Consider the following 23,101-nt stretch of genomic DNA (forward strand, 5'->3'; position numbering starts at 1 on the left):
GCCCGTTTAAACGTATTAAACAAGTAGATATTAATATATACTATTTTTTAACCACAATAGGCAATATTCGCGATTATTATGTGGGTTAACTTTGTATTTTTTGTTACCCCTAATTAGCTACAATCTATCTATCATGAGCAAGCACATCGAAAAACTAAAAAAACAACTGATGGAGATATCCGAAGTTGTCAATTCCTTTAAATCGGAAGCTGTACAGGTGAAAGTTATCGACCGTCTCCTGGATGCAATGGCAGAGTCAGAGAAACATGACCTGGAAGGTTCTGAAATCTATTTGAAAAGGGGGCGGAAACTAAGGACCGGTATCGACGACGAAAACTCATCTTTCGGGCGAAAGAAACCCGGAGCTACCAAGATCCTGAACCAGTTATTGGCCACCGATTATTTTGATTCAAGACATTCCATATCTGCTATAGCCGATTATTGTAAGGATCATTATGATTCCGATTTTAAAACCTCAGAATTGTCCGGCATACTGCTGAAACTTGCTAAAGAAAACAAGTTAAAACGGGAAAGAAGCCACGATAATAACCGGTTTGAATACGTAAAAGTATAATACTGCAGGATGGCCAAATTACTAAACTTTAGCGAAGATCGAATAAGCTATCTACGCCCAGTACTTTTCTTGAAGTAAACCCCTCGGCATATTTCACGCCTATGCTTTTACCATATTCCCGTGCCCGCGCCTCTATTACAGCTATAAATTCTGGAGATGAAATATAGGTTTGCGGTTCGCTTTGCCATTCGGGGTTGTAAAACTGCGACGCGAACGCGTTGATACTTTCTACTTTCTTGTCCCAATGATCGGTAACATCAACCAGGACATCAGGCTGTATGTAATTATCCTGTATAAAATGCAATACTTGTTTAGGGCGCCACGCTTCCTGAGCCTCGTTACCATCCAAAGTTTCGATCTTGCGGAGTCCGGATAAAAACGCAGATGCCTCCACCAATTCGCTTGCCCGCCCGTGATCAGGATGACGGTCGTGATATGCATTAGTTATGATAATCTCCGGCCGGTACTTCCTGATAGCCGCAATTACTTTTAATTGATACTGCCTGGTATTCTCAAAAAAACCATCGGGAATACCGAGGTTCTCCCTAATGGCGAGGCCTAATATCTTACCGGCCGCTAAGGCCTCCTGCTCTCTTATTTCGGGAGTACCCCGCGTGCCAAGCTCACCTCGGGTAAGGTCGACGATCCCGACACTTTTTCCGTTGGCAATCTCTTTTAAAATAGTCCCGGCGCAGCCTAATTCAGCATCGTCAGGATGAACGGATAACACTAATATATCTAATTTGGGCATAATAACAGATGACTATTTGCGGGAAAGCAGGCGCGATATTTTCTTTCTTATCTTGCCTGATGTCGGCTTGGTAAACGGGTAAAAAAAGTCAGTAACAACGCCTGCCTTATCCACCAGGAACTTGTGGAAATTCCAGCGTGGTACCGATTTTACATTGCCATTCTTTTTGCGGTCGGCAAAAAACTGGTAAAGCGGGTGAGCATATGGCCCCCGCACCCTTATCTTTTCAAAAACAGGGTAATTGGCGCCTTCTCTTTTACAAAAAGCTATCAGTTCCTCGCCTTCAAGGGGCTCCTGTCCGCCAAAATCATTTGAAGGGAAGGCTAATATCTCGAAGTCCTGGCCGTTAAATTCATCTTTCAGAGCCGCCAGGTCGTGCAACTGGGGCGTAAAACCACACTGGGATGCGGTATTGACGATCAGTAGTACCTTATCCTTATATTCGGAAAGGCTGATCTCTTCTCCTTCTAATGTTTCGACATTAAACTGGTGAATGCTGGTATCGTTCATTATCAATTCTGATAGGAATAGTAACCCGCCTCGCGCAAAATGGCCTCCATGTCTCGTTCTTCGTTGGGGTCGTATTCCTCCTTTAAGTTATGCCCGAATATCCGGGCCACCGATTGGAGCATAAAGGCTTTCAAACCGCCTTTCAATTCTTTTACCATTTGGTAACTGGTATTGCCGGTTTGCCTGTCAATCAACTTTATAAGTATCTCGCCCTGACTAATTGTCAGGTTCTCAACTTCTTTTTTAAAAAGATCCTTTATCTGCGTTTCGCAGGTATCCACCATTCGTTTCTGCCGCTTTTTATCAGCGGTTGTTGCCATGTCGCGCTGCAATTTCTGGTACCGTTCGGCAGCATACTTTGCATAGGGCAATACTTTGTAAATATTGTATCTCAACCGGCGGTAAGCGTCTCGTTCGGCCTGGGTTTTGAATATACGTACATCAACGATCTTTACTTCGTCGGTAACTATCATAGGCATTAATTCGCCATCCACCATTACTAAATAAGTGCGAATGGTATCATTTTTGCCCATCTCCAATGGGGTAGCTTTTTTATCCTGGGCATTCGCCAGAACCGTCAAACAACAGCACAGTAAAAGAAACCCAATAAATTTCATAATTTTACGTATTACAAAAATAATGCAAATTTCTTTGGTATTTCATAAATAACTGGCAATTTGATTTTTTGTTGCCCCCAGATGATATTATACGGAAGTGTGAACATGAAAGATATAGTGATAGATATTGAAGCCGAAAAGAACGAGATACTGAAAAGATACCGCGCCTTGCTGCGCGCCTGCAAATCGACCCTTCAAAAAGGCGACAAGCGCATGATACGCAAGGCATTCGACATGGCTTTGGAAAGCCATAAAGATATGCGCCGCAAATCGGGCGAGCCTTACATATACCACCCTATTGCTGTGGCCCAGATAGCTGCCGAAGAAATTGGACTGGGAACCACTTCGATAGTTTGCGCCCTTTTGCACGACGTAGTGGAAGATACCGATATGACCCTTGACGATATTGAAAGGGAATTTGGCAAAAAGGTAGCCAAGATCATTGACGGGCTGACCAAAATATCCGGTGTATTTGATACCAACAGCTCGCTACAGGCGGAGAACTTCCGCAAGATGCTGCTTACCCTCGCCGACGATGTTAGGGTAATTTTGATAAAGCTTGCCGACCGGCTGCATAATATGCGGACGATGGAATTTATGCCGCGCGACAAGCAATTAAAACTTTCGTCCGAAACAGTTTACTTGTATGCCCCTCTTGCACACCGGCTGGGTTTATATGCTATAAAATCGGAGCTGGAAGATCTTTCCATGAAATACATGGAGCGCGAAACATACCAGTTCATTAAAAATAAACTTAACGAGAAAAAGGCAGAGCGTGAAAAATTCATCCGCGACTTTATTGAACCGTTAAAAAAAGTACTGGAAGGCCAGGGGCTTCATGCTGACGTTTTTGGCCGTCCGAAGTCGATTCATTCCATCTGGAACAAGATGAAGAAAAAGGCGATACCTTTCGAGGAAGTGTATGACCTTTTTGCCATCAGGATAATCCTGGATAGTACACCCGAGAATGAAAAATCGGAATGCTGGAAAGCCTATTCCATCGTTACCGATCTTTACCGGCCAAACCCCGATCGCCTGCGTGACTGGATATCGTCGCCTAAAGCAAACGGATATGAATCGCTGCATACTACCGTGATGGGACCAAAGGGGCAATGGGTTGAGGTGCAGATACGGACCAAGCGCATGAACGAGATTGCCGAAAAGGGATTTGCCGCACACTGGAAATATAAGGAATCGTCGACTGACAGCGGGCTGGACCTTTGGGTGCAAAAAGTACGCGATATGCTGAAAAATCCGGAACTAAACGCGCTGGACTTTTTGGATGATTTCAAGATGAACCTCTTTTCGGATGAGATATTCATTTTTACACCTAAAGGTGCACTCATTCAACTACCACTGAATGCTACCGCTCTCGATTTTGCCTTCGAGATACATACTGATGTCGGGGCAACGTGCATTGGCGCCAAAGTAAATCACAAATTGGTGCCACTGGGTTACAAACTTCAAAATGGCGACCAGGTGGAGATCATAACTTCGAACAAGCAGACGCCCAAAGAGGATTGGCTAAATATTGTTGTTACGGCAAAGGCCAAAGCCAAAATAAAATCAGCGTTAAAAGAAGAGAAACGTAAGGTGGCCGATGAGGGCAAGGAGATTTTGGAGCGCAAGATGAAATCGCTTAAGATCACCTACAATTCAGATAATATCCACAAGCTGAGCTATTATTTTAAACTGCCTTCAACCCAGGACCTGTTTTTCAACGTAGCGAAGGGTTTGATCGACATGAAGGACCTGAAGGAATACCAGGCATCGGAAAAAGTTGTTGAGAATAAACCGCAGGATAAGATCGAGAACGACCAGGTTCAAAGCCTGCTTCGGAATATCAAAACCAAGGATAGCGATATATTGCTTATAGGCGAGGATATGCAGAAGATAGACTACAAACTGGCCAATTGCTGTAACCCAATTCCCGGTGATGATGTGTTTGGCTTTATTACCGTAAGCGACGGCATAAAGATACATCGTACCAACTGCCCTAATGCTGCCAAGCTGATGGCAAATTACGGTTACCGTATTGTAAAAGCCCGGTGGACCAACCAGCAGGAGCTGGCTTTCCTTACCGGCCTGCGCATTACAGGTATCGACGACGTTGGTTTGATCAATAAACTAACCACCGTTATTTCGAATGACTTTAAGGTCAACATCCGTTCGATAACCGTCGACAGTGACAATGGTATTTTTGAGGGTTCTATCATGGTTTATGTTAACGACACCGAGCACCTTGAAAACCTGATCAAAAGGCTTAAAACAGTTAAGGGAATTACCTCGGTGACACGTTTTGACTCGGCCGTTGAGATAGCATCCTGAACAGGCTAACTCATTAGATTCATTCGACACTTAACTTAAATATTATTAATAACTTTGGGCCTTAATAATCCACTATGCCCCAGCAGGAAACCATAGACATGATCAAAAAGATTTTCGAGGCTTACCTCGAAAATAAAAACCTGAGAAAAACACCTGAGCGTTTTGCCATCCTGGAAGAGATCTATTCGCGTAACGATCACTTTGATGTGGAGTCACTATACATCCACATGAAAAATAAAAAGTATCGCGTAAGCCGCGCTACCGTATATAATACACTGGAATTACTTGTATCGTGCGACCTGGTGACCAAACACCAGTTCGGTAAAAATATGGCGCAGTTTGAAAAATCCTATGGCTATAAACAGCACGACCATATTATCTGTATCGATTGCGGAAAAGTTGTTGAATTTTGCGACCCGCGCATACAGCAGATACAAAGCATGATGGGCGGATTGTTGAAGTTTGAGATCAAACATCACTCGCTGAATCTCTATGGAAATTGTGAAAAACTTAAGGCGGGTTATTGCGATAGAAAAGCATAACTTTGCCCCCTTTGATTAACCATCCAATTATTTTAAATGGCTGTTGACGTATTATTGGGCCTCCAATGGGGCGATGAAGGTAAAGGTAAAATTGTTGATGTACTAAGTGCAGATTATGACCTGATCGCACGTTTCCAGGGTGGCCCTAATGCCGGACATACGCTGGAATTTGACGGAAAGAAATTCGTTTTAAATACCATACCATCCGGTATATTTTTTGAGAACACATTGAATTTGATCGGTAATGGGGTTATTATCGACCCAATTACACTCAAAAAAGAAATAGAAAAATTGAAAGATGCGGGTCATGACCTGCTGGCTAAGCAGAACCTGGTGATAGCAAAAAAGGCGCACCTGATATTGCCAACGCACCAATTACTGGATGCCGCGTCCGAAAAAAAGATGGGTGAAGGTAAGATCGGCTCCACATTGAAAGGCATAGGCCCAACTTATATGGATAAAACCGGCCGCAATGGTCTGCGTGTGGGAGATGTTACCCTGCCTGACTTTAAAGAGCGTTACAAAAAACTTGTCGATAAACACCTGACCATGCTGGAGTCGTTGTACGGTGAAAAACCAGATCTGACAGAGCGGGACCAGGCATTTTTTGATGCGGTTGAGTTAATTAAAAAATTCCCGCTTGTAGATTCTGAACACCTGGTAAATAACTACATTAAAGAGGGTAAAAAAGTATTGGCCGAAGGTGCACAAGGAGCTATGCTGGATATCGATTTTGGTTCATATCCGTTTGTTACTTCGTCGAATACGACAGCGGCAGGTGCTTGCACCGGTCTTGGTATAGCGCCACGGCAAATTGGTGAGGTGATAGGCATTTTTAAGGCTTATTGTACCCGTGTTGGTGGCGGCCCCTTCCCTACTGAACTGGACAATGAAACCGGTGAAGAATTGCGCAGGATAGGGCATGAATTTGGCGCAACAACCGGCAGACCACGCCGTACCGGATGGATCGACCTTCCTGCGCTGAAATATGCCATTATGCTGAGCGGCGTAACACAACTTGTAATGACCAAAGCCGACGTGCTTAGCGGATTTGAAAAGATATATGCCTGCACCAATTATAACTATTTGGGCGAAACAATTGATTTTATGCCTTATGATATATGCGCTGTTGAGGCTGTGCCTGTATTAAAGGAAATAGATGGCTGGAAAGAAGATATCACCGGCATAACTGAGTTGTCGGAGATACCCGCCAGGCTTAAATCATATATCGAATACCTGGAAGGCGAATTGGGCGTGCCTGTTAAATACCTTTCGGTGGGACCTGACAGGAAGCAAACGTTAGTATTACACTAACGCACTATTCTATTGTCATAATATAAAGGCTCTTCGGTTACGGGGAGCCTTTTGATTTTACTTAGCTATTTTTACGGCGTGAAAGTCCGGGTTGATGATCTTCAGGAATTTAAGCGAAAAGCCCTGCAATGGGCGTCGCTCTTCGATGTTTTTTGCTGCCTGGATTCCAATGATTTTCACGATCAATATTCAAAATTCGACTTTTTACTGGCGGTGGGCGTTGAAAATGAACTTATTGTAAACAATGGCGCTGCTTTCCCGGCGCTGGAAGAATTCCGAAAACAGCACTCGGGCTGGATTACAGGACTTCTTACTTATGATCTGAAAAATGAGATAGAAGACCTTTCATCGTCCAATATCGACGGTTTACAATTTCCTGAACTTTATTTCTTTGCTCCAAAACACCTTATCCTTGTAAAAAATGAAGAAGTTGAAATTATAGCTGCAGAGACGCAACAGGTTATTGACGAAATAGCATTACAAAAACCTGGTCAGGCAAACACCGAAGAGGAAATTTCCCTTAACACCCGATTTAGCCATAACGAATACGTTGAAACGGTTAAGAAAATAAAAGAACATATCAATCGAGGGGATATCTACGTCACTAATTTTTGCCAGGAGTTTTACGCAGAAAATGCCGAAATATCCCCGCTTGATATATTCATTAAACTGAATAGTATATCGCCAAACCCGCTCTCGGCATTCTTTAAATTAAAGAATAAGTATGTTTTATCGGCTTCGCCTGAACGATTTTTGGCTAAGCGTGAAGGTAAACTGATCTCGCAGCCGATCAAGGGCACTGCGAAGCGATATAACAACGCTGTTGATGACGAACTATCTAAACAAAGACTGCGTGGCCACCCGAAAGAGCAACAGGAAAATGTAATGATCGTCGACCTGGTGCGTAATGATCTGACGAAATCCGCGATCCAGGGAACGGTAAGGACAGAGGAGTTATTCGGTATTTACAGTTTTGCCCAGGTACACCAGATGATATCAACAGTGATTTGTGAAAAACGACATGATATCAGTGACGTGGAAGCGATCAAGAACACTTTTCCAATGGGTAGCATGACCGGCGCACCCAAAGTAAGCGCCATGCGGTTGATGGAACATTATGAGCGTAGCAGGCGTGGCGTTTATTCGGGTGCTATAGGCTATTTCAATCCTGACGGGGATTTTGATTTCAGTGTGGTCATCCGCACGCTGTTATATAACGCGGCAGCTAAATACCTTTCGTTCCAGGTTGGGAGCGCGATTACTTTTCATGCTGATGCAGAACAAGAATACGAGGAATGCCTGCTAAAAGCGCAGGCTATTTTAGAGGCGCTCGGTCTGCACGGATCTTTTCCACTCCCCTGACGATCACCTCGGAACCATCGGCAAAGAAAGCAGAATAAGGTTTCGTTGTAAGGTAAGGAACAAACTCTTTGCCATACAACTGCGCAACGTCGGCCTCAAAAACAGGGTCGATTACGTTGGCGGCGTTCCAGGTAATATGCTCCACCTGGTATTCCCTGGTTTTAGTTTTGCTGATCTTATTGTATCCCCAGTAGTGTTCAAAAATAAATTCCTCCTGGCTGCCGGGCACAATGGGGTGAATGTCAGCATTGACCACGGTACCGCCCAGCCTATTGTTCCACCTGCCGTCAAACTTCCATTCATATAGATATTTTGTAAGTCCTCCTGACAGCTCATCAACAGAATGGCGCATAGGCATAGCCCTGTAATGTTCTTTATAAAGCATATTGGCAAAAAGCGCGATGAACGGCTTGGGCACTATCTCGCTGATGAAAACAGCGCCACGCTTCCATTCCTTTCCATTAAAATGTTTAACATAAAAGCGCAGGTTTACCTCGTCAAAATTGATATGCAAAGGCCATTTGATACCCTTGACAGCCGTTTCCTTGAATAAAAAGCCAACCATACTTACCAGCGCTTTCCCCTGCCACAGATCAAGCTCGGTTGCCGGGGGAATATACTGTGCCAGCACGGCCGGATCAACTTCATAATTAAGCATCAGGAGGTTGATCCAGCGCGCTTTCAGAAATTCCTTTTTTTGCATCGCTTTTTATGGATGATAGTACTTCATAGCTTCGGGGAGGTGATCCTTGATATTTTGTATCCGGGTTTGATCTGCCGGGTGGGTGCTTAAAAACTCAGGTGGCGCTCCGCCTTTATTTTGCGCTGCCATTCTTTCCCAAAACGACACCGCATTGTGCGGATCGTAGCCAGCCATCGCCATAAAAATAAGGCCAAGCCTGTCAGCTTCTGATTCCTGGTTCCTCGAATATTTTAGCAAAACCAGTCCACCGCCCACGCCGTAAAGCTTGTTGACGATCAACTGCGTAGCCTGCGATTTATCGGAAGTCGCAGCTCCGACCAATGACCCGCCAGCCTGAGCCGCCATTTGCTGGGAGATACGCTCTGCCGAATGCCTTGCGATAGCATGACCGATCTCGTGTCCCATTACCGTTGCCAGCCCGGCGTCGTCCATCGTAATTGGCAGAATAGCGCTATATACGGCTACTTTCCCACCGGGCATACACCATGCGTTCACCTCCTTACTTTGGATAAGGTTGAATTCCCACTTAAAACTGTATTTATTGCCATATCCGTTTTCTTTCAGAAAACGCTCGATGGCGACAGACAGTTTTTCTCCAACCCGTTTCACACTTTCTGCATCGCGTGTGCCGGTGATCACTTTGGTTGAGGGATCGGATAGAAGCTGGCGATAGCTTTGAGCTGCAGACGTATTTATTTCTGAGTCGCCGACCAGGCTGATCTGCTTCCTGCCGGTTAGCGGAACTGTAGAACATGAGGTGAAAACGGCAATTAAAATTGCCAGCGATATTTGTTTTGAAAATTTCATACTAAGCGTCCTTTCTTTTAAAAAGATTGACCTTCGATTCGGTACCCTTAAGCAGGCGTTCGATGTTCTTTTGATGGGTGACCAATATCAGCAGGCATATACACATACCAAATATCACCACCATATTGTTTGTATTTTTATTATATATAAGGCTGACACCAACCAGGTAGGTGAATCCGCCGGTTATTGAGCTAAGCGAAACATAGCGGGTAATAAGCAAAACAGCTATAAACATGATAACGCACAGCAGCGCAGCGTTAAGGTTTACCGCCAATACCATCCCGAACAGGGTTGCTATGCCTTTTCCGCCGCGGAACCCTGCGAATACGGGGAACAAGTGTCCCATCACCGCAGCCATGCCCATGGCCAACTGGTAATTGATCAAATTTGAATGCGGACCGCCGGTGACAGATACACCAACAAAAACAGCCAGTTTAGTGGCTGTAAATCCTTTCAGGATATCGATGAGCATCACGGGTATTCCCGCTCTTTTACCAAGGACTCTAAACGTATTGGTGGCCCCGGCGTTACCGCTGCCATATTCGCGCACGTCTATCCCGTAGAATGCCTTCCCTATCCAAACAGCCGTCGGAATAGACCCCAGCAAATAGGCTAATATCAGTAAGGAAACAGAACCTACGGTGATCATTTTTGTACAATATTAATAAAATGATAACGCACTAACTATTTTACTTATCATTCTTTCACCGCTTTAAGGCTCATATCTAAACTTTTTACCGAATGTGTCAACGCGCCGACAGAAATGTAGTCAACCCCGCATTCGGCATACTGCCTGATGTTATCAGTTGTGATACCACCTGACGCCTCGGTATCGTAACGCCCGTTGATGGTTTTTACGGCTTTTCGTAAATCGTCGAAATTGAAATTATCTAATAAAATGCGGTTTACGCCCCCGGTTTGCAGAACCTGGTCAAGTTCGCCAAGGTTTCGCACCTCTATCTCGATATCCAGCTTTTTGTTGTTTAGCTGCAAATATTGTTTCGCGTTTTCAATTGCCGGTTTTATCCCGCCCGAATAATCTACGTGATTATCCTTTATCAGTATCATATCATACAAACCTGTGCGATGGTTAACACCGCCGCCTATCCTGACGGCCCATTTTTCGAGATAACGTATACCTGGTGTTGTTTTCCTGGTGTCCAGCACCCTGGCGCCGGTGCCTTTAAGCAGTTCGACTATCTGGTGTGTCTTTGTCGCTATGCCCGACATCCGCTGCATACAATTCAGCACAAGCCGTTCGGCTTTCAGTATGCTTTTTGCGTCGCCGGTAACTTCAAATGCAATGTCCCCGGGTTTTACGGCATCGCCATCATGCATCAATATTATTAGGTTAAGCTTTTCGTCAACCCGCCTGAAAATCTCTGCAGCAAGTTCAACTCCGGCTAATATGCCATGATCCTTGATCAACAATTTGGCTTTGCCATTCGTATTTCCGGGAATTGTGGCCAGTGAAGTATGATCGCCGTCGCCGACATCCTCGGCCAATGCATTGGTAATAAATTGGTCAATGTATTCTTTATCCAAACTTTTGATATTTACGGCTCAAAAGTAACAACAATTAGGGATTATTTTGTTTTTCGGATTCGATATGAATATCATCCAGCTCAAAATGACCGCCTGTATTCTTCAGATTGAAAGAAACCCGGTAAACACCGTTCGGGGTGGTTATCAAAACGACACCAAAACGGTAATTGGCGTTGGATGTGATGCGGTGCAGTATTTTTGCCGACCTGGGTTGATTTTGCCTGAAAAAATTAGCGATGATCTCTTCCGCCCGGGCAGCCGGGTAACTATCCTCGTTACCTAAAATAGTAACATCAACTTCCGGCGCGAAGGTTTTTGCAAGTTCGGTTATGTTTCCGGATCTGAGAAATTCAGCCGTTTTGTCAATAGGGTCCTGGGTGTCCTGGAACACATTGGGCGTAAGCAACAGCAAAAACAAGTAAAGTACCTTCATATTTTAACAGATAAAAGTCACTTTAGAAATTGACTGTAGTATAATGCTTAAACGTTTTTATTGTTAAAACGTTGCCTTTATATTTGCATTGTGGAAAAACAGAAAAAAGTAGTACTAATCATACTCGACGGTTGGGGCTACGGCCGCAACGATAAGTCTAATGCAATATACGCAGCAAACACACCTTTCTTTGATTCGCTGCTAAAAAAATATCCTAATTCAAAGCTGGAGGCATCGGGAACTTCAGTTGGCCTGCCCGCCGGGCAAATGGGAAATTCGGAAGTTGGACACATGAATCTGGGCGCCGGGCGCGTTGTGTACCAGGAACTTGGCCGCATACATAAAGCCGTTGATGATAATGAATTTGTAACCAACCCTGTGCTAAAAGAGGCATTCGAATACGCTAAACAAAATGGGAAGGACGTACACTTTATCGGTCTCGTATCCGATGGTGGTGTTCACTCGCATATCCGGCACCTGGAAGGTCTTTGCGATGCCACGGGCAAATTCGGGCTTGAAAACGTCTATATCCACGCTTTCCTGGATGGCCGGGATACCGACCCTAATTCGGGCGTAAAATTTATCGGCGAACTGGAGGATCATATCAAAAACACCTCTTGCAGGCTGGCTTCGGCTATCGGCAGGTATTATGCCATGGACCGCGACAATCGCTGGGAAAGGGTAAAAAAGGCCTACGATCTGTTAGTGAACGGAACAGGCAAACCAACCCAGTCTGTATCAGACTCCATAAAAGAATCGTATGAAGCAGGCGTTACTGACGAATTTGTCGACCCAATAGTGAAGACGAGTGAAAGTGGGGAACCATTAGCCGTGATAAAAAATGACGATGTTGTCATCTGCTTTAATTTTAGGACAGACCGCGGCCGCGAGATCACGCAGGCATTGACACAAAAGTCTTTCCCCGAGCAGAACATGCATCCGTTAAACCTGCATTATATTACGATGACCACTTATGATGAGACATTCAAAAATGTGCGGGTGGTATTTCAAAAAGATGATTTGACAAAAACACTGGGCGAAATATTGCAGGATGCGGGTAAGAACCAGATACGCATAGCTGAAACTGAGAAATATCCGCATGTTACTTTCTTCTTTTCGGGTGGGCGCGAGAAAGAATTTGATAACGAAAAACGCCTGCTTGTGCCCTCGCCCAAAGTCGCAACCTACGACCTGCAGCCTGAAATGAGCGCGGAGGGTATACGTGATGCCATTATTCCGGAGTTGAAAAGCGGTTGGCCGGACGTTGTCATCCTCAACTTTGCCAATACAGATATGGTGGGGCACACCGGCGTTTTCGAAGCGGTGATGAAAGCCGCTGAAACTGCCGATCAGTGCACGCAGGCGGTTGTTGAAACGGGCATTGAAAATGGGTATTCATTCATTATTATCGCCGACCATGGGAATGCCGACTATATGATCAATGACGACGGATCGCCCAATACGGCGCACACTACCAACCTGGTACCTTGCATCGTTATCGACGATGATGTAAAAGAAGTAAAGGATGGCAAATTAGGTGATATTGCTCCGACCATCCTGAAAATAATAGGCGTGCCTATCCCTGCTGAAATGACCGGAAATGTATTGGTTTAAGAAGTGTTTTATTATAGCCTGCGCTCTGTTTGCTTTATTGCTGGTACAATCCTGCAAAAGCGATGCCCGCGCGGGCAATGACACGGAGAAATTCTTCGACCTTAAAAAATATTTTGCCAATGAGTCCCTGCGGCTTGCAAAGTCAGATCCACTGATCACTAAAACGGCAATTCATAACAAAAACAGGGAAACCAAAAAACTTCGTATCGCCGACTGGGCAACTGAATTAAGCCTGTTCAGCGAATCGGATATTAATAAACCTGCGTGGAAAGCAAGTTATAAAGTTATTAATGCGGACGGCATATTAAGTTTCACGGCTAAGGACCCGGGTTTGAAAACACAGGATATTGTTATTAAAAGGCAGGGAGATAAAATTAAGTGGATATTAATTGTGAATCATACAAAAAGCACAGTGCTGGGTAAAGTATTGTATGAAACCACTGAAAAGCTGAGCTACATACCCGATTCGATATACCAGATACAGAAAAGACAGTTCGTACGCACGCTGGGATTTAACTTTTACAGCATTAAAGGATCATTTAATTAATGGCGGGCGGCAATGGTTTCGGTAAGGCGTTGCTTTGATATTTCTATCTGGTTGGCTATATCCTGGCGGCCGGGATTATCGTTCAGCACTTTTTCCAGGTCGGCGATAGAAGCCCTGAGAGAGTTTGTTCCTCGAACTTTGTCATAGAACCGGGAGCCGGCCTGTAATTTAAAATCACCGTATTCGCGGTAAGCTATGCCCCTGTTTTGATAATATTTCGCGTTATTTTGATTGTCTGTCGGGTCGATCGAAATGGCCTTGGTAAAATCTACTATCGCCCCTAAAAGATTTTTCTCCTTATCAGCATCCGACATCTGGCTGTCCTTTGCAAAATAACTCTTGGCCCTGGCCCGGTAATAATAGGCCGAAGCATCTGCTGGCTTTAAAGCAATGACACGGGTATACGCAGCAATTGATTTTTTATAATTCTCGCTATGATAGTACGAATATCCAAGCATCCAAAGTGCGCTCGAATTTGTTGAATCGATAACACACGACCGCTCCAAATGACTTACAGCAGCTTTAAAGTCACCGTCGAAAAAAGCCTGCTGCCCCATTTTAAAATAGGCATTTTGGCCATAGACCGCTTGCAATGACGATAGTACCAATAAAGACGATATAACCGATAGCCGCATTAGGTGCTTTGAATCTGTAACAAAAATAATATACTTTACCTTATGCTTATTAACTTATTTTAATTCAAAATATTATGGGTTTAGCTATTTTGTTGAAAAAAAGGCATCCCCCGGTTTAAAAGCCACAATTAATAGTTACTGACTTTTTTTCCATCCCAACTTACCATTCATAAACCGCGTAAAAAGGGTATATTCACTATAAGATTAACGTTGTCACAGACTTACCGCTAATAAATAGCTTTTTGATATATCTTGGCACAGGTCTTGAACTATAACCATTCGACAGGCAAAACGGTGATTTTGCCCCGATATTTTATTCCTGTACTTTTGCAGGCTGACATTATGACGCTACTTAACAGAAAGGGTATTAGATGAGTTTTGATCCGTTCGATATAAAAAATGCTTTACCAATTATAAATGAAGATTCCGAATTTTTTCCGCTGATGTCATCGGAAGATGAGGAAGAAATGAATAATGAACAAATGCCCGAGGTGCTTTCCATATTGCCATTGCGCAATACGGTATTATTCCCCGGTGTTGTTATACCGATTACCGTAGGACGGGATAAGTCGATCAAATTGATACGCGACGCCAATAAAGGCAAGCGTATGATCGGGGTGGTTGCCCAGCAGGATGTAGCTATTGAGGACCCAACTTTTAGCCAGCTTAACCAGGTAGGAACTGTGGCGTTGATCATTAAGATGCTGCAAATGCCCGATGGTAATACTACTGTTATCCTGCAGGGTAAAAAACGCTTCATTCTGAAAGAAGAAGTGCAAAGCGAGCCGTATATCAAAGCAACTGTAGAGACCTTCAAAGAAATAAAGCCAAAGGAAGATAAAGAATTTAAAGCCATGATCTCGTCTATCAAGGACATGGCCATGAGCATTATCCAGTTATCTCCGAACATTCCAAGCGAAGCCGGTATCGCTATACGTAATATCGAAAGCATTTCATTTTTGATCAATTTTATATCGTCGAACATGAATGCGGATATGGCCGCCAAACAGCGTATGCTGGAAGTGGCCAACCTGCGCGACAGGGCGAAACTTGTGCTGGAGCACTTAACGCTCGATCTGCAAATGCTGGAGCTTAAGAACCAGATACAGAGCAAGGTACGTATTGACCTGGATAAGCAACAGCGTGATTATTTCCTGAACCAGCAGCTTAAAACTATCCAGGAAGAACTTGGCGGCAACAGTCCTGACCTTGAAATAGAAAACCTGCGTTTACGCGCAGCTAAAAAGAAATGGGGAAAAGAGGTTAACGATCATTTTAATAAAGAACTGGAGAAACTGGTGCGCACCAATCCGGCGGCGGCAGATTATTCGGTACAGATCAATTACCTCGAATTATTGCTCGATCTGCCCTGGAATGAGTTCACAAAAGACAACTTTGATCTTAAACGCGCCCAAAAAGTGCTGGATAAAGACCATTTCGGGCTCGATAAAGTCAAACAACGCATCATCGAATATCTTGCCGTGCTGAAATTAAAGCACAACATGAAAGCCCCCATCCTTTGTTTGGTCGGCCCGCCGGGAGTTGGTAAAACTTCCCTTGGCAAATCTATAGCAAGGGCACTGGGCCGCCGGTACGTACGGATGGCTTTGGGTGGTATACGCGATGAGGCTGAGATAAGGGGACACCGCAAAACCTACATTGGCGCTATGCCGGGACGTATTATACAAGCTATCAAAAAGGCAGGCGCAGCTAACCCGGTATTCATACTGGACGAGATAGATAAGGTAGGAAACGACTTCAGGGGCGACCCGTCGTCAGCCTTGCTTGAAGTGCTCGACCCCGAGCAGAACAGCACCTTTTACGATCATTATGTTGAAGTTGATTTTGACCTGTCGAACGTGATGTTCATCGCGACAGCAAATTCATTGAGCTCTATCCAGCCCGCATTGCTCGACCGAATGGAGATCATTGACGTAAGCGGTTATACCATTGAGGAAAAGATAGAGATCGCCAAACAGCACCTGGTGCCAAAACAGCGTGAGGCACATGGATTGAAGCCTAAAGACATCACCATCAAAAATGATGTGCTTGAAAAACTGATAGAGGACTATACCCGTGAATCGGGCGTGCGTTCGTTAGAGAAAAAGATAGGCTCGGTGGTGCGTGGTGTTGCCAAAACCATTGCCATGGGCGATGTGCATACTCCGCTGGTTAATAAAAAGGAGTTGGAGAAAATACTTGGGGCACCAATTTTCGACAAGGACCTGTACGAAGGCAATGATGTCGCCGGCGTAGTAACCGGGTTAGCCTGGACACAGGTTGGCGGCGATATATTGTTTATTGAAGCAAGCCTTAGCCCCGGTAAAGGCCGTTTGACCATGACGGGCAGCCTTGGCGATGTAATGAAGGAATCTACTTCGATCGCATTGGCATACCTTAGGGCACATGCTAAAGATTTTAATATCGACTATAAGTTGTTCGACCAGTGGGACGTACATGTTCACGTTCCTGCAGGTGCAACGCCGAAGGATGGGCCCTCAGCGGGTATCACCATGCTTACGGCGCTTACCTCGGCCTTCACCCAACGCAAGGTAAAGCCACACCTGGCCATGACGGGTGAAATAACGCTGCGCGGGCGTGTATTGCCTGTGGGCGGTATAAAGGAAAAAATACTGGCCGCCAAACGGGCAAATATAAAAGAGATCATTCTTTGCAAGTCGAACCGGAAAGATATCCTTGAAATAAAAGAAGACTACATAAAGGACCTGCAATTTCACTATGTAACCGATATGCGCGAGGTGATAGGCCTGGCCCTGCTCGACGAAAAAGTTGCTAATCCATTGGACCTCACGGTGAAAGATGAATTAAAACCTGTAATGAACTGATACAGAACGCCTCATATTTTGTCATTTTTTTAGGAATATCCCTGTTAAAAAACAGGGATATTCTTTTTTTATACCCTTTTTGCCCGAAACTTTTTAGTTAACACTATCGTAATACGCCGTAGCTAAACTAATTAGTGGATACAATTAAACTGAATATAATGAATCATCTGTTTACTTTTAAAGCCAGGATCGCCTTATTTGCTCTGCTGCTTAGCTACATAGGGTCGAAAGCTCAAACCACCCCGGATACCGTGAAGAGTAGCTCCCCGGCAATGAATATAGATACTTCACTTGCGAAAAAAGCATCGAGCTCCCAATTGATAAAAACGGATACCACGCTTGTTATACGGGCCGGCGCTACGATCATGAAAAAAGCAGATACAACTATGGTGATCGACCCGGACGGCTCTCTTGCTAAAAAGTTCAACGAGATGGTTGCGGCAAAAGAAAAGGCCGACCTGGAGAAAAGTCAATCGAACGCCGCTCCTGTAAAAGCTGATTCATCGTCGGTACAAAAAACCGATGCGCCTATTGTTGCAAAACAGGATAACACTGCCGTGAAGACAGATAACAGCCCGGCAGCAAATGCTGTTGCGGTGGTTCCGGTCCCATCTCCCGAAACAGCAACGCAAATGCGGGGAACTGCTCCGCCACCGAATACTTATCAGCAGGTGCGCTCGGCTACCAACCCACTTGAAACACATCCGGCAGGTACGGACGAACAGCAGGCGGCGGTACAACAACAGCCATCAGACAACGCACAGTCTTTGACTCAGCAACAAGCGAGCACGGATAATGGTCAGGCTGCAACTCAGCAACAGGCAGCTACCAATAATGCACAGGCTGCAACTCAGCAAAAAGCGTCCACAGACAACGCACAGTCTGCTACTCAGCAACAGGTAAATGCGCCGGTTGATTCTTCGAAAAAAGTTGATTCGGCTATGGTTGCAAAAGTTGACACAACGATAAAAAAAGATACCACGATAAAGAAATCAGACAGCACCATGATGGCGAAATCAGACACCAGCATGATGATAACCGATACTTCGGCCGTACAACATGTTAAGGCTGTAAACGCTTACCTCGAAGTTGGCGGACCGGGCCTTGCCATATCGGGCAACTACGACGCACGTTTCAAAAAGGAGCGTAACGGCTGGGGTTACCGGATAGGTGCAGGTTACTTTGCCTCGGGAGGTAATACGGTATTCACGGTTCCCTTCCAGATAAACTACCTGTATGGCGAACACGCGGCATTGGTAGAACTGGGTGCGGGAACAACGTTCCTGAATTCCACAGGCACCAACGTTGGCAACAGCAAGTGGGAATTTGACAAGGTAACAGGCTTTATAGCAACGGCTACCATAGGCTTCCGTTACCAGCCCGAACATAAAGGGCTAAACTTCAGGATTGCATTTGTGCCGATCCTTTACGACGAGGGCCTTATAGCCGCAGGTGGTGTTAGCATAGGATATACGTTTAAATAAAAAAGATAAGATTTAGTTTAAAAAGCCCCGATAATACCGGGGCTTTTTCTATTTTAGGCCTTATTTCATCCTAAAAACCTGATGAACTACAAGATATTTTCCCTCCTGGTATTCCTCGCCTGCTGCAGCACAGCATTCGCGCAAACCCATAGCAACGAGATTGGCGCCCAAAGCGATAATGATTCCTATCTGTTCCAGGGATCTGACAGGTATTACACCGATGGCATTTTCATTTATTACCGGCATGCCCTAAAGGTTGATGGGAAATCAAACCTCCAAAACAAAGTGCTGGGTTTTGAAACGGGGCAGAAGATATTCAACCCGCAAACGGGCAGCATTTCGATCAATGGCATGCCCGATGACCCACGTTATATCGACCGGCCGTTTGCAGGCTACTTATATGTTGGTTCCACGCTTAATTTGTTATACAAAAACGAAAGCAACCTAAAATTAGGCGCCCAAATAGGCATAGTGGGACCTGGAGCGAAGGGCAAGGGGATACAGGATTTTGTGCATGACAACTTTGGTTTTTATCATCCCAGCGGCTGGGAATACCAAATTGACAATAACCTGGAGCTAAACCTGTCAGCCGAATATAACCGTTTGCTGGCCCGCACATCATCGTTCGACGTCAGTTTAACAAGCTATGCTAATCTTGGCAATGGGTTTACCGGGGCCGGGGTTGGCCCGTTGTTCCGCCTGGGCAGTTTCAACCAATTATTTAATTCGGTAAGCACGCAGAGTACGGCTATCAAATCCAGGGGCTTCACCCCCTTAAACCAGCACGAACTTTTCTTTTACTACAAACCTCAATTAAATGTAGTACTTTACGACGCCACGGTACAGGGCAGCCTTTTCGGTACCCGCAGCGCGAGCAGTATAGAAGTGACACAAAATATTGAACGCCTGATGTTCTCCAATCAATTTGGCGTGGGGTATTCGGGTAAACGTTTTGTGCTTGATGTCGCCGCTATTTTCCACACAAAAGACGTAAAAGAGATGGTAAAATCACATCAATGGGGATCGGCGACACTACTGTACCGCTTTAATTAATCGTCAAAACTCTTTTTCCTTGCAGCTTTCTTGGCCGACTGTTGCCTTTTATTCCCGAGCCGGGCAGCTATCATGGCTTTGGTCGGTTTTGTTGCTTTACGTTTTTTGGGTTGATGTAATGCCTTCGTCAATATCAGTACCAGCTTTTCGATGGCCCTTTCTTTATTTAAATACTGGCTCCGCTCCTCTTCGCTCATTACCTGCAAATATCCATCGCGATTTAGTCTCGACTGAAGTTTTTCCGTTAGCCGTTGTTTTTCTTCGTCCGAAAACAACAACGATCGCTCTATATCAAACAGCAACTCGACCTTCGTAGATACTTTGTTTACATTTTGCCCGCCCTTGCCCCCGCTCCGCGATGTTTTGTAAATAACCTCCTTTTGCAGGTCAGTCTTAGAAAAATTCATGGCCAAATTTACAATTAGTTGATTGAGTTGGATTAAGTTGATTTGTAGAAATCGGAAAACTTAATCAACCACTTAACTGATTCCACCTAATCAACTGAAAACATATTTTGTTACCTTAGCACTCCGATGAGCAGTAACATTGTAATAGCTATCGACGGCTATTCTTCATGCGGGAAGAGCACATTAGCGAAGGCATTAGCCCAAAAGCTTCATTTTATTTACGTTGATAGCGGCGCCATGTACCGGGCGGTGACGCTCTATTTTATCCGTCATCATGTCGACCTTCATGATCATCAGCAGGTTGCTGAAGCGCTAAAGAACATCCACCTCAACTTCCATTCGCGCGATTACCAGACGCACATCACGCTGAACGACGAGGAAGTATCGGAAGAGATCCGGCGGATGCCTGTGTCAGATAATGTGAGCGCTGTAGCGGCACTACGCGAAGTACGCCACGAGATGGTGAAGCAGCAGCAGCGAATGGGCCGCTCCAAAAATATCGTGATGGACGGGCGGGACATCGGTACCACCGTTTTCCCCGATGCCCAGCTGAAAATATTTATGACTGCCGACCCCAAGGTGCGAGCCGAACGAAGATATAAAGAGCTTTACGAAAAGAACCCGGATATAACATTGGAAGAGGTTTTCGAGAACCTGGCCCACCGCGATTACCAGGATACTACCCGCGAGGAAAGTCCGCTGATAAGGGCGCAGGATGCCATTATACTTGATAATACCAATATGACGCCCGACCAGCAATTGGATTTCGCGCTAAATAAGATCAAGTCGCTGCTTGACCCGGAATAATGGATTTCACCCAATAACTTTCTCCGCATTAACACCAAATCGGTTCAGGAAATCGACACCTTCGTCGCTTGGGAGCCCCTTATATTCGGCGTAAGAGTTTAAAAAGAATACTTGCTTTACCCCGGCCGAAAATATCAGCCTCGCGCATGGCAGGCATGGCGATAAGGTAGTGTACAGCGTTGCTCCTTCCAGGTTGGCGCCATTTTTAACGGCATAAAGAATAGCATTCTCTTCGGCGTGCAAGGCAAGCGAGCAACTGCCCCGTGCGTCGCGCGCGCAGCCGGTTTCGGGCCATTCCTCGTCGCAGTTATGGGTACCCGCCGGCGGACCGTTATAGCCTATAGAAATGATACGGGTGTCCTTAGCTAAAACGGCACCGACCTGGGCCTTAACGCAATGTGAGCGTTTGGCCAGGTCGGTTGCCAGGTTCATAAAAATATGATCGAAACTTAGTTTGGTCATGGTTAATTAGTGACTTGTTAATTAGTGATCAGTTGTACATGGTAATACTAATCACAAGTCAACTAATCGCCAATTACATAAAATCAGTGTCCTCCGCCTGCTTCCAGGTTATCCACGTCAATACCTTGCTTCTTCAATTCGAAGCCCGCTTTCCAGGCAAAGAAAGCGAGATAAGCGAAGCATATTACAGGTATCACATAAGATAGATGTATACCGCTGGTATCGGCCAAGATACCCTGAACCGGAGGGATAATAGAACCTCCCAGGATCATCATGATCAAAAAAGCTGAGCCCTGGCTGGTGTACTTCCCTAAGCCCGCTATCGCTAAGGCGAATATAGAGGGCCACATGATTGAGCAACACAAACCGCCACTGATAAAAGCAAATAAGCCGACGCGGCCGGTTGTCATTAATCCTACAATCATAGCTAAAGCACCGAGAATTCCGAATATCGTGAGCGTACGTACAGGTTTCTCTTGTCCGATAAAAAATCCAACGATCAAAACGGCAACGCAAACCACATAAATGTACAGATTGCTTACATCCTTTCCGCTTAGGTAATTTACTAATAACACGACACCAAAGGCAAACAACGGAACAATAACCGTCAGCACTTGTTTTATTGATTTTGAAAGATTAAACACCGAGATAGCACCCGTCCAACGGCCTATCATCAGGCTTCCCCAGTAAAGAGAAATATAAGGGGCAATTTCCGATTCTTTAAATCCGCCAAATTCAGGTGTTTTCAATAAAGCGCCCATGTTACTTTGGATGGTTACTTCCACACCTACATACGTAAATATGGCGATCATACCATAGATCAGTTGCGGATAGTGCATTGCCCCCCACCCTTCATTGCTTTTGCTTGAGGCTGAAAGTGACGCGATCAGGGTTATTAATATAATAGCCAACGACGCATAGACAAAATATGACCTGGGCAGCCCTGTTGCCTGGGTTAACGGGCCCGCAGCCAAAATGAGACAAAACGCTACAAATATCACCAGCAGGGGTAAATTTGTCTTGGTGCCTGCTTCTATTTTTTCATCGCTTGTAACCTTTGGCAGATTTGATATCCAGAAAAATATCGCTACAGCAATATATAAACCGGCCAATATAAAATACAGGTTATTTACCGACGTAATATTTACGTCGGCGGCGGGGATTAGCTTACTAGCACTTCCAAACAACACAATACTTACAATAACCGGGCCCAATAATGTACCGAAATTATTTACACCGCCCGCCAGGTTAAGTCGGTTTGAACCTGTTTCGGGCGACCCAAGCGCTATAACAAACGGGTTGGCCGCCGTTTGCTGTAAGGAGAAACCCAATGCAATAATAAAAAAGGAACCGAGGATGAACCCAAATGAACCTGAATTGATGGCCGGAACCATAATAAGGGCGCCTACCGCAGAAAGGATCAAACCGTATATAATGCCATTTTTATAGCCCAGCTTATTCAAAATGTCGACTTTGGTAGCCTGGGACGCAAAATACAATACCAGCGAACCGATAAAATATCCGCCATAAAAAGTAAAGTCAATCAGCTGGGATTCGAATTGGGTAAGATGAAAATGTGCTTTACAGAACGGGATGAAAATTCCGTTCGACGCGGCAAGGAAGCCCCAAAAGAAAAACACAGTGATGATAGTATACAGAGCCGATCCGTAACTTTTTGTTTTGTTTTGTTCCATTTGTTAGTTAGGTTGTCAGAGAGTTTTTACAAATCACTAACATAAAGATTATTTTTACAATTTGCC

General features: G+C 44.9%; 23 protein-coding genes. 11 read left to right on the forward strand and 12 right to left on the reverse strand.

Features of this window, described 5'->3' with window-relative positions; all coding sequences use genetic code 11:
- Window positions 1-133 precede the first annotated feature (133 nt).
- Window positions 134-574, forward strand: a complete 441-nt coding sequence (locus FRZ54_RS21225) for a hypothetical protein (RefSeq protein WP_147033816.1) — start codon at window positions 134-136, stop codon at window positions 572-574.
- A gap of 28 nt (window positions 575-602) precedes the next feature.
- Here FRZ54_RS21225 and bshB1 read toward each other — a convergent pair whose 3' ends face one another.
- The 3 genes from bshB1 to FRZ54_RS21240 are packed head-to-tail and all read right to left on the reverse strand — an operon-like array spanning window position 603 to window position 2,452.
- The gene (gene bshB1, locus FRZ54_RS21230; RefSeq protein ID WP_147033817.1) at window positions 603-1,325 is read right to left on the reverse strand and encodes a bacillithiol biosynthesis deacetylase BshB1; all 723 of its coding nucleotides are present in this window, start codon (window positions 1,323-1,325) and stop codon (window positions 603-605) included.
- Between the two features lie 12 nt (window positions 1,326-1,337).
- Window positions 1,338-1,835 (reverse strand): glutathione peroxidase, encoded by a 498-nt coding sequence (locus FRZ54_RS21235; protein WP_147033818.1) that lies wholly within the window; start codon window positions 1,833-1,835, stop codon window positions 1,338-1,340.
- Between the two features lie 2 nt (window positions 1,836-1,837).
- Window positions 1,838-2,452, reverse strand: coding sequence for a DUF4294 domain-containing protein (locus FRZ54_RS21240; protein WP_147033819.1), 615 nt, complete (start codon window positions 2,450-2,452; stop codon window positions 1,838-1,840).
- A gap of 105 nt (window positions 2,453-2,557) precedes the next feature.
- Between FRZ54_RS21240 and FRZ54_RS21245 the strand changes: the two genes are divergently transcribed.
- From FRZ54_RS21245 to FRZ54_RS21260, 4 genes are all read left to right on the forward strand, one after another.
- Entirely contained in the window at window positions 2,558-4,780 is a 2,223-nt protein-coding gene (locus FRZ54_RS21245) for a RelA/SpoT family protein (protein WP_147033820.1), read from the forward strand.
- Between the two features lie 74 nt (window positions 4,781-4,854).
- A complete protein-coding gene (locus FRZ54_RS21250) occupies window positions 4,855-5,322 on the forward strand; it encodes a Fur family transcriptional regulator (RefSeq protein ID WP_147033821.1) in 468 nt (155 codons plus the stop codon).
- A 36-nt stretch (window positions 5,323-5,358) separates the two neighbouring features.
- Complete coding sequence (locus FRZ54_RS21255; protein WP_147033822.1) at window positions 5,359-6,636, forward strand: adenylosuccinate synthase; 1,278 nt, start codon at window positions 5,359-5,361, stop codon at window positions 6,634-6,636.
- A gap of 78 nt (window positions 6,637-6,714) precedes the next feature.
- The gene (locus FRZ54_RS21260; protein ID WP_147033823.1) at window positions 6,715-7,998 is read left to right on the forward strand and encodes an anthranilate synthase component I family protein; all 1,284 of its coding nucleotides are present in this window, start codon (window positions 6,715-6,717) and stop codon (window positions 7,996-7,998) included.
- Here the strand turns inward: FRZ54_RS21260 and FRZ54_RS21265 are convergent.
- From FRZ54_RS21265 to FRZ54_RS21285, 5 genes are read right to left on the reverse strand one after another with little or no spacing between them, the layout of a single operon-like run.
- Window positions 7,952-8,701, reverse strand: coding sequence for a YqjF family protein (locus FRZ54_RS21265; protein WP_147033824.1), 750 nt, complete (start codon window positions 8,699-8,701; stop codon window positions 7,952-7,954). The genes FRZ54_RS21260 and FRZ54_RS21265 overlap by 47 nt on opposite strands.
- A 6-nt stretch (window positions 8,702-8,707) precedes the next feature.
- Window positions 8,708-9,508: a M48 family metallopeptidase gene (locus FRZ54_RS21270; protein WP_147033825.1), complete on the reverse strand. Its 801-nt coding sequence runs from the start codon at window positions 9,506-9,508 to the stop codon at window positions 8,708-8,710.
- A gap of 1 nt (window position 9,509) precedes the next feature.
- Window positions 9,510-10,157: a glycerol-3-phosphate 1-O-acyltransferase PlsY gene (gene plsY / locus FRZ54_RS21275; protein WP_147033826.1), complete on the reverse strand. Its 648-nt coding sequence runs from the start codon at window positions 10,155-10,157 to the stop codon at window positions 9,510-9,512.
- 47 nt (window positions 10,158-10,204) lie between these two features.
- Window positions 10,205-11,053 carry a carboxylating nicotinate-nucleotide diphosphorylase gene (gene nadC, locus FRZ54_RS21280; protein ID WP_147033827.1) on the reverse strand — a complete coding sequence of 283 codons (849 nt, stop codon included), beginning with the start codon at window positions 11,051-11,053 and terminating at the stop codon, window positions 10,205-10,207.
- 34 nt (window positions 11,054-11,087) lie between these two features.
- Window positions 11,088-11,486: a DUF4783 domain-containing protein gene (locus tag FRZ54_RS21285; RefSeq protein WP_147033828.1), complete on the reverse strand. Its 399-nt coding sequence runs from the start codon at window positions 11,484-11,486 to the stop codon at window positions 11,088-11,090.
- 90 nt (window positions 11,487-11,576) lie between these two features.
- Here FRZ54_RS21285 and gpmI point away from each other — a divergent pair, with 90 nt between their 5' ends.
- Window positions 11,577-13,100 (forward strand): 2,3-bisphosphoglycerate-independent phosphoglycerate mutase, encoded by a 1,524-nt coding sequence (gene gpmI, locus FRZ54_RS21290; RefSeq protein ID WP_228462560.1) that lies wholly within the window; start codon window positions 11,577-11,579, stop codon window positions 13,098-13,100.
- Window positions 13,087-13,647 (forward strand): hypothetical protein, encoded by a 561-nt coding sequence (locus FRZ54_RS21295; RefSeq protein ID WP_147033830.1) that lies wholly within the window; start codon window positions 13,087-13,089, stop codon window positions 13,645-13,647. Before gpmI ends, FRZ54_RS21295 begins: the two co-directional genes overlap by 14 nt.
- Here the strand turns inward: FRZ54_RS21295 and FRZ54_RS21300 are convergent.
- Window positions 13,644-14,282 carry a tetratricopeptide repeat protein gene (locus tag FRZ54_RS21300; protein ID WP_147033831.1) on the reverse strand — a complete coding sequence of 213 codons (639 nt, stop codon included), beginning with the start codon at window positions 14,280-14,282 and terminating at the stop codon, window positions 13,644-13,646. The genes FRZ54_RS21295 and FRZ54_RS21300 overlap by 4 nt on opposite strands.
- A gap of 371 nt (window positions 14,283-14,653) precedes the next feature.
- On the opposite strand from FRZ54_RS21300, the gene lon reads away from it, so the two are divergent.
- The 3 genes from lon to FRZ54_RS21315 all read left to right on the forward strand — a co-directional run bounded on the left by lon (window position 14,654) and on the right by FRZ54_RS21315 (window position 19,665).
- Window positions 14,654-17,128, forward strand: coding sequence for an endopeptidase La (gene lon, locus FRZ54_RS21305; protein ID WP_147033832.1), 2,475 nt, complete (start codon window positions 14,654-14,656; stop codon window positions 17,126-17,128).
- A gap of 158 nt (window positions 17,129-17,286) precedes the next feature.
- Window positions 17,287-18,612: a hypothetical protein gene (locus FRZ54_RS21310; protein ID WP_147033833.1), complete on the forward strand. Its 1,326-nt coding sequence runs from the start codon at window positions 17,287-17,289 to the stop codon at window positions 18,610-18,612.
- Window positions 18,613-18,693: 81 nt separating this feature from the next.
- A complete protein-coding gene (locus FRZ54_RS21315; protein WP_147033834.1) occupies window positions 18,694-19,665 on the forward strand; it encodes a lipid A deacylase LpxR family protein in 972 nt (323 codons plus the stop codon).
- Here the strand turns inward: FRZ54_RS21315 and arfB are convergent.
- Entirely contained in the window at window positions 19,662-20,072 is a 411-nt protein-coding gene (arfB, locus tag FRZ54_RS21320) for an alternative ribosome rescue aminoacyl-tRNA hydrolase ArfB (protein ID WP_147033835.1), read from the reverse strand. The two genes, FRZ54_RS21315 and arfB, sit on opposite strands and share 4 nt — an antisense overlap.
- A gap of 126 nt (window positions 20,073-20,198) precedes the next feature.
- On the opposite strand from arfB, the gene cmk reads away from it, so the two are divergent.
- Window positions 20,199-20,879, forward strand: coding sequence for a (d)CMP kinase (gene cmk, locus FRZ54_RS21325; RefSeq protein ID WP_147033836.1), 681 nt, complete (start codon window positions 20,199-20,201; stop codon window positions 20,877-20,879).
- A gap of 6 nt (window positions 20,880-20,885) precedes the next feature.
- Here the strand turns inward: cmk and FRZ54_RS21330 are convergent, their stop codons facing one another.
- Together FRZ54_RS21330 and FRZ54_RS21335 are read right to left on the reverse strand one after the other, a co-directional pair.
- Window positions 20,886-21,341, reverse strand: a complete 456-nt coding sequence (locus tag FRZ54_RS21330) for a deoxycytidylate deaminase (RefSeq protein ID WP_147033837.1) — start codon at window positions 21,339-21,341, stop codon at window positions 20,886-20,888.
- 83 nt (window positions 21,342-21,424) lie between these two features.
- Entirely contained in the window at window positions 21,425-23,035 is a 1,611-nt protein-coding gene (locus FRZ54_RS21335) for an MFS transporter (protein WP_147033838.1), read from the reverse strand.
- Between the last annotated feature and the right edge of the window lie 66 nt (window positions 23,036-23,101).

The sequence above is a fragment of the Mucilaginibacter ginsenosidivorans genome (genome assembly GCF_007971025.1).
In the GTDB taxonomy this organism is placed as follows: Bacteria; Bacteroidota; Bacteroidia; order Sphingobacteriales; family Sphingobacteriaceae; genus Mucilaginibacter; species Mucilaginibacter ginsenosidivorans.